This window comes from Nonomuraea sp. NPDC049646 (assembly GCF_044465525.1).
Taxonomy (GTDB): Bacteria; Actinomycetota; Actinomycetes; order Streptosporangiales; family Streptosporangiaceae; genus Nonomuraea.
Map to the genome: position 1 here is coordinate 614,818 of NZ_JBITLU010000002.1, position 12,674 is coordinate 627,491.

Genomic DNA, 12,674 nt, shown 5'->3' on the forward strand with positions numbered 1-12,674 from the left:
GAGGAGACACCCCATGAAGCTCTACCAGCCCCTGCTCTTCGTCGGCCTCGGCGGCACCGGCTGCGCGATCGGCGCCGGCCTGGAGCGCCGGCTGCGCGAGGAGATCTGCGGCCCCGACGGCAGCCTCTTCCAGCGCAAGCGCGAGGACGCCCAGCGCTACCAGCTCCCGGCCTGCCTGCAGTTCGTCTACGCCGATGTCAACCAGGCCGAGCTGGACCGGCTGCCGCTGAGCGTCGTGCCCGGCCCGCAGCACGTGCACACGGCGCAGCTCACCGCCCACTACGTGCGCGGCCTGGTGCCGCAGGTGGACTCCTACCCCCAGGTGGCGGTGAACCTGCGGCTGGCGGCCGGGGAGGCCGTGCGCGGCTGGCTGCCGCCCAGCCACGGGGAACCGCGGGTGCTGCCCCTGCAGAAGGGCGCCGGGCAGATGCCGACCGTCGGGCGGGCGGCCCTGTTCGAGACCTTCCGCGACGGGATCGGCCCGGCCATCCGCGACATCAACGCGGCCATCGGCAACCTGTCCGGCAACCAGGCGGCCACCGACCTGTTCCGGCTGGCCGACGGCGCGACGATCAACCCGAGGGCGGTGGACGTCTTCGTGGCGTTCTCCGTCGCCGGGGGCACCGGCGCGGGCATCTTCTACGACTACCTCCACCTGATCAGCAGGCAGTTCCAGGAGACGGACCTGAAGCCCAAGATCTACCCGCTGGTGCTGATGCCCTCGGCCTTCGAGTCGGGCGCGGGCGGCGGACGACCGGCCGAGCTCAACGCCGGCCGGGCCCTGCTCGACATGTTCCAGCTGGTGGACCACCAGAACACCGCCGACGCCGTACGCCACCTGCCCGGTCTGGAGGGTGACCAGGCCGACCCGGAGGAGATCGCGGTGCGCTACCCGCTGGAGGGACGCGTGGCGATGCGGCCGGGCGTCGCCCAGACCGCGTTCCTGTTCTCCCGCCCGACCGGCGCCAAGCCCGGCGACCTGCGGCGCTCGGTGGTGTCGCTGGTGATGTCGCTGATCGGCACCGAGCTGAGCCCGAAGGTCCGCAACGACGGGGAGCAGCACCAGTCCTTCGCCGACAGCTTCATCAACTCCGTCGCCCAGCGGCAGACCATGGCCGAGAACGGCGTGGGCAACCGCGGGGTGTCCACGGCGCTGGTGACGTCGCTGACCACGCCGGTGGAGGAGCTGGCCGACGTCGTGGCCGGACGGCTGCTGCGGGCCGCCGTCGAGGAGCTGCGCGAGCCGCCGCCGGGCGCGGAGAGCAACCGGGCGCTGATCGAGGAGTTCTTCACGCTCTCCCACATCCACCAGGTCTTCGCCCGGCGGCAGGTCGAGTACGCCGAGCCCGGACCGGCCACGGGCGCCCGCGAGGTGCTGGCGGCGCTGGCCGACCGCCTGGCCGCGATGCGGATCGGGCTGAACGAGCTGCGGGCCCAGCTCGACCAGGCCGTCCCCGCCATGGTGAGCCAGTTCGACCCGGGCAGCGCGGTGCTCGGGCTGCTCGGCGCGAACGACCCGTTCCGGGTGCGGCGCGTACTGTTCGGGCACGCCTCGCTCGCCGACCCGGTGGACCGGTTCGGGGCCAAGGGCCTGATGCAGCGCCGCAGCGTGCCCCCGCCGCCGCCGCCGGGCATCCGCGAGGTGCCGCCCGCCCTGCCCCAGCTGCGCGACCGCTCGCTCGGCATGGTCAAGGTCAAGTGGACCGACGACGCCCCGGCCGAGGCCCGGCAGCAGCAGGAGAGCTGGTACAGCTGGCGCAGCCGGGTGTTGTGGACCGAGCCGTGGGCGTCCCAGCACCAGCGGTGGGAGCGCGCGCTCGGCGTGGCCGAGGACCACCTGCGCGCGCTCAACCAGACGCTGCACGACCTGGCCCGGCAGGACCCCGACCGGTTCAGGGAACGTTCCGAACATCTGTACCGGCCCCGGGTCGGCGTGGTCTTCCACCTGCCCACCGGCAGCCTGGAGCAGTTCTACCGCAACGCCGTGGGCCGCATCCGGGAGCGGCTGATGATCGAGCCGACCGCGGACGACGCCGAGGTGCTGCGCCGCCTGATGGGCCAGGACGGCTGGCAGCGGATCTACCGCCAGTCGATCGAGACGACCCCCGAACGGGCGGTCCACGAGCTGCGCGAGCGGATCAAGACCGACGTCAAGACGTACCTGCAGGAGGAGACGCAGGGGCGCGCGACGCTGCTGCCCAAGCTGCGCGACCTGCTGGATCAGGCGGCGGGGCTGGGCTCGGACCGGCCCCGGTTCGGGGAGGCGGAGCTGGAGGAGTTCCGCAGCCGGCTCACCGGCCTGGTGCCGGCCAACTTCACGCCGCAGGGCACGGGGCCGCTGAAGGTGCTGGTGTCCTATCCGGGCGCCGAGAACCCGGCCGTCGCCGCCTACCTGCGCACGTCGTTGCAGCTTCCCGCGGGACCCGGCATCACCTTCGAGTTCAGCGGCACCACCGCCGAGTCCGTCTCGGTCGTGCTGTTCCGGTCCTCGATGGGCATCACCGACGTCAAGGAGGTCCGGCACGTCCTGCGCACCTGGGCGGACGCGGTGCACCGGCCGCGCCGGGACGACTTCCTGCCCTGGCGGCAGCGCACCGGCTACGACTTCGGCTACCTCGCCACCCGGGAGGAGCACCGGGTGCTCATCCTGCACCGGCTGCTGTGCGCGATGTGGAACGGCGACGTTCGGGTGCTGGGCGACCCGGCCTCGCCGTCGCAGGCCGAGGTCCGGCTCAACGAGGTGGCCATGTCGCTCGGCCTCAAGGCGCTGGAGGACGCCTCCTCCTGGGGCAGCCTGCTCCAGGCGTACGAGCTGTGGACGCTGGCCGACAACGACGACGCCGCCCGGGTGTTCTGCGCCCAGCTCATGCAGGCGGCGCCGTACAAGCTGGACGAGGGCACGCAGCCGCCGTCGAAGCTGTTCGAGCTGGTGGTGGGGCTGGCCGGGGAGCAGGTCGACTGCCTGGACCGGATGCTCGTCGAGATCGCCCCGGCGAACCGGGCCAGGGCCCGGATGCTGCGCCGGTTCTGGCACGAGACGCTGCCCGCGGCGATGGCCGTCAAGTTCGAGCTGCCCGGCGCGACGCGGGAGAACCTGCACGCCCTGTACGAGGCGTACAAGCGCCGGACGGGCGGCGCCGCGTGAGCGGGCGGGTGGTCCGGCTGAACCTGCGGGGTCTCGGCGAGGAGGGCGCGGCCGGCGAGGTGGCGGCGCTGCTGTCCGACGACGGCCAGGAGGACCTGACGTCGCTGCTGGTGGTGGACGACGTGGCGGCCCTGGCCGGGCACCGCCGCGCCTACGAGATGCTGCTGGCCTCCCGCTACACCGACGAGGTGCTGTGCGTGGCGGTGGGCCGGCCGCGGGACGAACCACACCGGATCGTGCTGCCGGGCAGCCTGACCCAGGCGGCCGGGGTGTTGTGGGTGCCCGATCCGTACGGGATCGACTGGCGGCCGGCCGCGGCGGCGCCCGCGGTCCGGCGGGACCGGGCGGAGGGCGCAGAGGCGGGCCTGCTGCGCCTGCTCGACGTGCTGTCGCTGAGCGAGGTGTTCCACGACGCGCTGCGCCGGGTCGAGCGTCTGCCCGGCCGCATCGCCAATCCGGGGATCCGGCTGGCCTGGACGGGCGCGGGCGGCGGCGACCTGCGCCAGGCGCTCGCCGCGGCGGGCGGGCGGCTGCTGGCCGCCGGCGGCGGCGAGCTGCCCGAGCCCGCCGGAGCGCCGGTGGGCCCGCCTGCGCAGCCCCTGCGGCCGGCCCTCGGCGGCGTCCTGGCGAGCCTGGTTGCCCAGGCCCGCACCGCCCTGGACGAGGCGGCCGCCCTGGGCGACGAGCTGGGCGACGACCTGTCCCTCATGCTCGGCCCGGTCCCCGCGGAGCCGGCGGCGACCGCCGCCGGGCAGGCACTCGGCCGGCTGCGGGAGCGGCTGGAGGAGCTGTTCGTCGCGGCACACAGCGGCGCCAGGCCCGACGCCGGCTCCCGGGCGGCCGTCACCGCGGCCGGGATCGTGCCCGCCGAGCCGGAGGAGTTCGACGCCGCCCGCGTCCGCGCCTCGATCCGCCGGTACCTGGACCATGGCCTGCGGGCCGGCACGCCGCTGCCCCGCCTGGTCGAGGGCCTGGACCGGTGGCAGACGCGGCTGATGCCGCGCGGCAGCCGGGCGCTCGTGCCGCGGCTGCGGGAGGTCTGCCCGGACGCGCTGGTGGCGGGGCTGCGCGATCCCGAGCCGATGGCGGGTCCGCAGCCGTGGCTGCCCGTCGTCGGCCTGGTGAGCGCGGCGCTGGCCGGGCTCACCCCGTTCGGGGTGGCCAGCGGGCTGGTGATGGCGCTGCTCTGGGCGCTGTCGGTCGCGCTGACCGTGCTGCGCGGGCCCGGCGGGCGGCCGGGCGGGCACCTCGGCGCGCTCGCCGCGAACGCCGCCGCCGCCGTGGTGGGCGGCGTCGCGGGCGGGCTGGCCGGCGCGGCGCTGGAGGCGGCGGGGATCCTGCCGCAACCGGCGTGGGCCCTGGTGCTGATCGTGGCGCTGGCCGTCGCGGTGCTGGCGATCCGCGGCTCCTGGCGGCGGCGTACGGCGGCCTGGGCGGCGGCGCGGCGCTTCGACGCGGCCGCGAAGGCGGTCGACGACCTGCTGTCCGTCGCCGGCGCCGCCGACCGTGAGTGGGCGCGGGCGGGGGCGGGGGTGGACGCCGCCGACGCGACGGCCCGGGTGAGCGCCGCGCTCGCCCACGTCGCCGCCGTCGTCGCCGAGCGCACCCGGCCGCCGGGCGGCGCGGCGAACGACGTCCCCGGGCGGCGGGACCGGCGGGTCGAGCGCTTCCTGGCGGACCTGGTGCTCGAGGCGGCGGCGCCGGCACTGCGCGGGCTGGCCGCAGGCTCGACCGCCGAGCACGGCGAACGGGCCGGCGGCAGGGCCGCCGAGCTGTTCTCGATCTGGGAGAAGCACGTCGCCGAGCACGGCCTGGACGATCCGCCGCCGTTCGCGACGGAATGGGCGGTCGAGGCCGACGGCGCCGCGCCGGAGGAGGACCTGCCGGAGCTGGCCTCGGCCGCGGGGCACGACGTGTCCGCCGTCATGTGGCAGCTCTGCCTGGCCCGCGACCTGTCGCTGCTGGACGTCGGCGCCGGGCCGCCCGCCGCCGTGCGCTTCGCCCCGCGCCCCTGCCGGGCCGCGCTGGAGGAGTCGCTGCCCGCCGGGACGGTCTGGGTGCCCTCGGCCCGCCACGCCGGGACGCTGCGCCTGGTCCCGGTACGGCCGGGCGTCGCCCGCCAGACCTGGGCGGACGAGCCGGAGCCCGTCCAGGAGGGCGAGCGCCGATGACCGCACCGACGACGGCGCCGACGCCCGAACCGGGGACGGTGCTGCGCTTCCGCGACCGCCACGGCGCCCCCGCCGAGGTCACGGTGACCGCCCGCCGCGAGGATCCCCATCCGCCCGCGCCGCCGCTGCGGTCCTGCCTGCTCGCGCTCTCCTGGCCCGGCGGGAGCCAGCGCGAGGTCCGCCACGTCGGCCCGTCGGCCGCGGGTCCCGGGTCCGGGTACGACGCCCTGGACAACGAGATCCTGGCGGGCCTGCGGCTGAGCAGGCTCTGCGGCTCGGCGCCGTACCCGCCGGAGGTGTCCCGGCTGATCGGCTACGAGGCGGACGGCGAGCTGCCGTTCGTGCTGCTGGAGCCCTGCCGCGGCAAGCCCGTCGGCGGCACGCTGGGCCGGATCCTGCCGAGTGAGAACCTGCCGTTCCAGCGGAGCCTGCTGACCGGGCTGCGGTGGACGAGCGCCGCCGGGATCGCGCACCGGGCGCTGTCGCCCGAGACCGTCCACTGGGACACCGTGTGCGCGCAGATCACCGGCTTCACCGAGGCCGCCCTGGCCGGGACGCCCCGGTCGGTGGCCGGCGCGCCGCCCTGGTGGGCGCCCGAGCAGCGGCCCGGCCAGACCGCCGGCGTGGTGACCGGCGAGGACGACGTCTGGGCGGCGGGACGGCTCATCTTCTGGGTGGCGACCGGCCGCGCCCCGGAGCGGGCCGACCTGGCCGACGCGCCGCCCGACCTGGCGCGCCTGCTGCGGGGCGTCTTCGGCCCGCCCGAGGGGCGTCCGTCGGTCCGCGAGCTGCTGCGGCGGCTCGACGTCCCCGACCCGGTGCCGCGCGGGATGTCGCCGGACGTGGCGCTGGAGCGCGGCAGGGCGGACTTCTTCGCGCTGCGGGCGCTCAAGCACCCGCAGACCGCGCCGGTCGCCGCGGCCGAGCCGGTCCCGGCCGCCCCGGCCGCCCCCGAAGAGCCGTCCCGGCGCGGGCGTCCCTGGAGGCGGCGCAGATGAGCGTCCTGCACCAGGTCACCTACGGATGGCAGCGCTCGGCGTCGGGCCCGGCCTTCGGGCCCACCGCCTCCACGCTCCGGCCGGACGAGCTCGCGCGGCTCCACCGCCGGGTCGAGCACTGGCTGCGCACCGATCCCGGCGGCTCGCCGGGGGTCAGCCACGTCTACGCGATCTTCGACCGGCAGGCCGTGCTGGTCCGGCGCGAGCAGCCGCACGGCGGGCGCAGCGCGCTGGCCCGGCTGCTCGTGGGCGCGCCCGAGCTGCTGACGCCCCGGCTCGCGCTGGAGCTGCGCGACTGGCGCTGGCTGCGCGGGCCGGGCGGCCGCCTGATGCCGCTCACCGGGCGCGGCGTCGAGCCGTACCGGGCCGGCCTGGACGCCGAGGCCCGCTCGCCGGAGTCGTTGGCGCAGCTCGTGCCGCTGCTGTCGCACGTGCTGGCCGGCGCGGAGGGCCCGATCGAACTGCCGCCGTCGCGGTGCGCGCACGCGCTGCTGTGGGGGCTGGACGCCGTCCTCGGCGCGGCCGCCGGCGAAGCGGGGCGCACCCTCCGGCCGCTGGCCTTCGAGACCTACGACGACCGGGCCAGGCCGCCCAGCCATCCGGGGCTGCTCGTCCGGTTCCGCCGGGGCGCGGTGACGCTGTCCCCGCATCCCGTCCATGACAGCGTCGCCGGCCGGCTGGTGGCCGGCTACGCGCGCAGAGCCAACGGAGCGCCCATGCCCCCTTCCGCACCGTCCGGCCCGGCCGCCCGCGAGGCGAGCGGCCCCCTCGTGCCGTGCCCGATCTGCGCCGCGACCCTGACCTGGGACGAGCGCGAGCTCTACCGCTACGACCGCGGCGAGGGCGCCTACGTCACGCTGACGATCCCGGACGGCGCGAGCCCGACGCAGCGGGCGGTGCTGCGGCGCACGGCCTTCGTCCGCTGCCCGGGGCCGGAGGAGGACGGGCCCGCGGCGGCCCACTACCTCCCGCTCGCCTACGGCGGGCACGGCACGCCGTCGGTCTACGGGTTCGTCGGCGCGACCAACTCCGGCAAGACGCACCTGCTGATCTCCATGATCGCGCAACTGGAGAAACACGGCCTCGGCCCCGGCCTGAGCCATCAGGCGATCAGCCTGGCGGCCCACCAGAGCCTGGTCGACGAGCAGGTCAGTCCGTTCCTCAACGACTCGCGGGTGGTCGAGCACACCCGGCCGGGGGCCGTCGGCCTGGTGGACGTCTTCATGGTGCGCGAGGCGGGCGGGGACGCCCGCCCGATCGCGCTGTTCGACGTGGCGGGCGGCGACCTGCTGGAGATCGAGTCGGCGCGCCGCTTCCTCGACGTGGCCGACGGGCTGATCTTCGTGGTGAACGCCGCCGAGCTGGGCCGGGACGCGCTCGGCGACCGCACCTTCGCCACCGTGCTGGAGCTCCTGCAGGGGTCGGGCCGCCTGGCCGAGCTGAGCACGGCGATCGTGCTGGGCAAGGCCGACCTGCTGCGCTTCGAGGACCCGATCGCGTGGTGGCTGCGGCAGCCGGACCGGGTGCTCGACCCGGAGTCGTCGCTGCGGGAGAGCGCCGACGTCTACGCCTACCTCCGGGCCAGGCAGGCCGACGCCTGGACGCGGCCCTACCGCGAATGCCGCAAGGCCACCTTCCACGTGGCCTCGGCGGCCGGCTCCGACACCGTGGCGGGCAAGACGTTCGTCCGCGGCGTGCGGCCCTGCCGGGTGCTCAATCCGCTGATCTCCCTGATGGCGATGACCGGCGTGCTCACCTCCCCAGAAGCCCGGAGGATCGGAATCTGATGAACGCGACGTCAGTCGACCAGGTCGAGTTCCGCTGGCGGCCGGACAAGGACTTCGGGCCCATCGCCTACTCCACCGACGATCCGCGCATCCACCACGCCTCCCGGCTGATCCTGCCCATGGCCACGCTGCCGCGGGGGGTGAGTCCCGGCCATCGCAGCCTGGTCTACCTCGTCCTGCCCGGCGACGAGCTGGCCACGATCATCGAGCGCTCGTACGACCCGGACGCGCTCGTCCTGCCCGTGCCGTCCGCGCAGGCCGGCGGCGGCCGGCATCCGCAGGTGGCGCGCGCGCTGATCGGGCCGTGCGCGGCGGTGAGCGTCGACCTGGCGCTGGCCTGCCTGTGGCAGGGGCTGGAGGCGCTGTGCCCGGCAGAGCCGCCCGGCCGGATCTTCCCGGGCCGGACGCTGGCCAAGCTGTCGGCCGACGCCCGCGAGGAGCTGACCGCCGCCTTCCTCACCCGGGCCGCCACCCGGCCGCAGCCCGTCCCTGGCCTGGCCGCCCTGGTGGCCGCCGTCCTGCGGCAGCCGGGACGGCCCCTCGCGGCGATGCTCCCGTCCGCCGACTTCCAGACGCCCGTCCAGGGCGCCTACCTGCGGGGGCTGCGGTTCACCGCCGCGGTGCTGCTCCAGGGGACGGCGCACGCCTGGCGCCCGTCGTTCTCCACCTTGGAGGCCGCGCAGGGCGACGACCGCGGCGGCCTGCAGCCGCACCTGGTCTTCCGCGTGGCCCAGGCGCACGGCGGCGCGCCGCCCACCCAGCCGCGGGAGGAGAACAGGGTCGCCCTGCGGGAGGAGCAGCGGGCGCCCGCCGACGAGTGCGACACGCTCGCCCGCTGCCTGGTCAGGGCCTACCAGGAGCTGGGCGGGACGGGCGTGGCCGGGCGGCTGGAGGCGGTCGTGTCGCAGTACCGCACGCTGGAGGCCCGGCTGGAGGCGGCGGCCGTCTGCCTGCGCCAGTACGCCGACCCGCCCGCGCCGGGCTACGTCTTCGCGGTGCAGCAGCCGGCCTCGCCCGCCGCCCCCGGGGCGCACCGCGCGCCCGGCGGCGCGGAACCGGTGAGCCCCCCGCCCGCCGCCCCCGGCGGCACGGACGAAACGGATGCCATGGACGGAAAGCTGCTGGCCGAGCTGTACCGGATGCTGCCCGCCCAGCACGGCGACGCCTTCTTCCAGCTCGTCGAGTGGATCTGCGCCGCCGCCGTCCGCCGGGTGACGGTGCCGGAGGCCGAGGCGGCGCAGATCGCCGAGCAGCTCAGTCACGTGGACTGGCACGCCGCCCGGCTGACCGAGCACTACCGCGACCTCGCCTCCTCGCGGCTGGCCGGCCTGCTGCAACCGCTGCTCGGCCCGCGGCTCGACAGGGGGCAGCCGATGCGCTGGCTGGCCGCGCGGCTGGCGCGGGAGGACGGCGCGGAGGTGTGGTCGCGGGCGGGCGCGCTCATCTACGCCCGGCTGGACGATCCGCGGCAGGCCGCCGTCCTGGCCGACCGGCTGCTGCCCGAGCTGCTGAACCGCATGGCCGAGCCCCGCCAGGAGACACCGCGCCTGCCGGCGGCGCGTCCGGCCCGGCCGCCGGGCCTGCTGCTGGACTTCTGGCTGCGGCCGGCGCGGGTGCCGCGCTGGCTGCCGGTCGGCCTGGTCCTGGCCGTGATCGTGCTGAGTCTCCTTCTGGTCCGGTGGTGAGCGCATGGGCCACGATTTCGAACGCAGGCTGGTGCTGGCGGTGCGGGCGCACGGCTACGACACGCGTACGGCCAGGATGCAGGGGCTGATCCGGGAGGGGCTGAGCGGCGCGCTGGACGTGGCGGCCCGGCGGGCCCGGCTCGACCGGCCGTCCTGGGGACGGGTCGGGGAGGTCGGGGGCGAGCTGGCCGTGCTGCCGCCGGGCGAGCCGGAGCCGGTGGTGTGCGACGCGTTCGTCCACCAGGTGCTGGGCGCGGTGCGCGAGCACAACCGGGTGACCGCGCCCGAGGGGCGGCTGCGCCTGCGGCTGGCGATCAACTTCGGCATGACGGCCGGGGAGGCGGCCGGCGGGTACACCGGGCCGGGCCCGGTGGTGGCCAGGGAGCTGGCCGGTTGCGCCGCCGCGCGGGCCGTGCTGGAGCGGGGCGCGGCCGAGCTGGTGGTGGTCATGTCGGCGGACGTCGTCGAGGACACCATCGCCGGGCAGCTCACCTCGCTGGAGACCAAGGACCTGCGCGAGGTCGACGCGGGCGGCCGGCGGGCGTGGCTGTGGCTGCCGGGCGGGCATCCCTGGCCCGAGGACCCGGCGGGCGCCGTCCCCGCTTCCGAAGCCGCCCCCGCCCCCGGCACCGCCACCGCTCCTGCCCCGCCCGCCCCCGGCACCGGCAACGGCGGCGGCGGGCCGTTCGCGGGGGCGCACATCATCGCCGGCACCGTCGCCGGCCGCGACGTCCACCAGCACTTCGGAGACAGGACATGAGCGACAAGGAACCGCCGAACCAGGAGGAGCCGAAGAGCCCCGACCCCCAGAGCCCGGAAGGCGAGCCCGAGCCCGGCGAGCGCAAGCCGCACGACCTGGGCCGGGAGATCTCCGCCAGAGCCGCCACCCCCGGCGTCGTGCAGGACCGGCTGGGCACCGAGGCGGACGCCTTCTCCAGCTTCGGCGGCGCGGACGTGCGCGCGGGCCAGGCGGCCGGCCGCGACCTGTACATCACCTACCACGCCGTGTCGGCGGCCACGGACGCCCCGCGCGTATGGCGGCTGGGACCGGCCGACCTCGAACACGCGGACAAGCGGTTCGTCGCCCCGGCCGACTTCGACGCCCTGGCCGAGGCGGCCGGGACGCGCCCGGTGCTGTTCCTGCGGGCCGACCCCGGCAGCGGCAGGTGCATGGCGGCCACCAGGCTCCTGCTCGGCTGCGCGGCGGTCTACCGGCTGCACGCCGACACCCGGTTGAGCGCGCTCACCCCCGACGTGCTGGCCAAGGGATGCGGCTACATCCTGGCCGACCTGCCGGGCTCGGCCTGCCGCGAGCTCACCGCCGACGACCTCGGCCAGCTCGCCGACGTGTTCGAACGCGCCCACGCGCGGCTCGTCGTGACGATGTCCGCCGGCGGCCGGATCACCGGCTCCGGAGCCGGCGCGCTGGTCGTGGAGCTGGGCGAGGTGACCGACCGCGTCGAGGTCTTCTACCGGCACCTGAGCCGCGACCTCGACGACGAGGCCACGGAACGGGTCTTCGGCGACCGGGAGATGATGGCGCTGCTCCGGAGCGAGCTGGACAAGAACTCCTCGCCCGCGCACGCCGCCCTGGTCGCGGCGTACGCCGCCGAGGCCTACAAGGCGGGCGAGCCGCTGGCCGAGACCGTCGGCGACCGGCTGGCGATGCTGGACGCGGCCGAGTTCGAGAGGTGGGCCGAGGGCCTGCCGGACCTGCCCACCCAGAGCATGGCGGTGGCGGTGTCGGTGCTGGGCGGCGAGCCGTACGAGACGGTCTCGGCCGCGGCCGAGCTGATGCGCGAGAGCCTGGAGCCCGAGCACCCGCTGGAGAGCGCGGAGCCGGCCAGGGACGCCCCGCTGGTCGCGCGCAAGCGGGCCCGGTTTCGCGCGCTGCGCGCCCACGTCGTCCGCTCGACGGTGCAGACCCGGCACGGCGGCGCGCCCACCGAGGTCGTGCGCTACCGCGACCCGAGCTTCCAGCAGAAGTACCTGCTCTACTTCTGGAACGAGTACGACCAGGCGCGTCCCACCCTGCTGGCCTGGTTGCGCGTGTGCGCGCGGCACGAGCTGGAGTCGGTCCGGGTGCGGGCGGCGGTCGCCACCGGCGTCCTCGGGGCCAGGTCCTTCGACCACGTCCGGGCGCTGGTGATCAGGCCCTGGGCGGAGGGCGACGACCCCGACCTGCGGGACGCCGCCGCGCGGGCCCTGCGGCACGCCGCGATGGCCGACCCGGACCTCGCGCCGCCCGTCCGGAACCTGGTGCACGCCTGGTCGGCGGACGAGTCGCCGGAGCTGCGGGCCACCGCGGCCCGGTGCTGGCGGATCGAGTACGACGCGGCCGGCCCCGCCGCGGCCATGAAGGCCCTGGAGGAGCTGGCCTCCTCCGCCGACCTGGACGTGATGACGGCGATCTGCAACAGCCTCACCGAGATGTGGGAGGTCGACGGCGAACGTCTGGAGGCGCCCGCGCTCCTGCTGCGCTGGCTCGGCAAGAGCTCGCGCAAGCCGATCGCCCGCCTGGCGTTCCTGCTGGCCGCGGCCGACCTGGTCCGCCAGGTGAGCGGCGCCACCTGGCCGGCCCTGCTCTACATCGCCACCCGGGACCCCGTACGGCACCGGGAGATCGCCGCCCTGTGGCGGGACGCCGTCACCGCACCCCACCTGAACCCGCACGCCAAGGAGATCCTCGCCGAGTGGGCGCACACCGTGGACGCCCATCCCCAGGCCCGCAGGTCGTTCGCGCGTCTCATGCAGGCGGTCGCCGAGACCCCGCGCAGCGCCACGATCCTGGCCCACGAGGCCGGCAAGTGGGCCAAGGGCTCGCGTCCCGCGCCCGCCGCCGCCGCGGAGGTCCTCCGCCTCGTCCGAGAAGAGAGTTGACCGCAGTG

At 76.2% G+C, this 12,674-nt stretch carries 7 protein-coding genes; all 7 read left to right on the forward strand.

Annotated elements, in window-relative coordinates:
- The first annotated feature begins 13 nt into the window (after window positions 1–13).
- From ACIBQ8_RS07730 to ACIBQ8_RS07760, 7 genes are read left to right on the forward strand one after another with little or no spacing between them, the layout of a single operon-like run.
- Complete coding sequence (locus ACIBQ8_RS07730; RefSeq protein WP_397173939.1) at window positions 14–3,145, forward strand: tubulin-like doman-containing protein; 3,132 nt, start codon at window positions 14–16, stop codon at window positions 3,143–3,145.
- The gene (locus tag ACIBQ8_RS07735) at window positions 3,142–5,316 is read left to right on the forward strand and encodes a hypothetical protein (RefSeq protein WP_397191480.1); all 2,175 of its coding nucleotides are present in this window, start codon (window positions 3,142–3,144) and stop codon (window positions 5,314–5,316) included. The genes ACIBQ8_RS07730 and ACIBQ8_RS07735 overlap by 4 nt, the downstream gene beginning before the upstream one ends.
- Window positions 5,313–6,314: a hypothetical protein gene (locus ACIBQ8_RS07740; RefSeq protein ID WP_397191481.1), complete on the forward strand. Its 1,002-nt coding sequence runs from the start codon at window positions 5,313–5,315 to the stop codon at window positions 6,312–6,314. Before ACIBQ8_RS07735 ends, ACIBQ8_RS07740 begins: the two co-directional genes overlap by 4 nt.
- Window positions 6,311–8,101 (forward strand): hypothetical protein, encoded by a 1,791-nt coding sequence (locus ACIBQ8_RS07745; protein ID WP_397173934.1) that lies wholly within the window; start codon window positions 6,311–6,313, stop codon window positions 8,099–8,101. The genes ACIBQ8_RS07740 and ACIBQ8_RS07745 overlap by 4 nt, the downstream gene beginning before the upstream one ends.
- Complete coding sequence (locus ACIBQ8_RS07750) at window positions 8,101–9,786, forward strand: hypothetical protein (protein ID WP_397191482.1); 1,686 nt, start codon at window positions 8,101–8,103, stop codon at window positions 9,784–9,786. Before ACIBQ8_RS07745 ends, ACIBQ8_RS07750 begins: the two co-directional genes overlap by 1 nt.
- A gap of 4 nt (window positions 9,787–9,790) precedes the next feature.
- Complete coding sequence (locus tag ACIBQ8_RS07755) at window positions 9,791–10,546, forward strand: hypothetical protein (protein WP_397191483.1); 756 nt, start codon at window positions 9,791–9,793, stop codon at window positions 10,544–10,546.
- On the forward strand, window positions 10,543–12,666 hold the full coding sequence (locus ACIBQ8_RS07760) for a hypothetical protein (protein WP_397191484.1): 2,124 nt from the start codon (window positions 10,543–10,545) through the stop codon (window positions 12,664–12,666). Before ACIBQ8_RS07755 ends, ACIBQ8_RS07760 begins: the two co-directional genes overlap by 4 nt.
- Window positions 12,667–12,674: the final 8 nt, after the last annotated feature.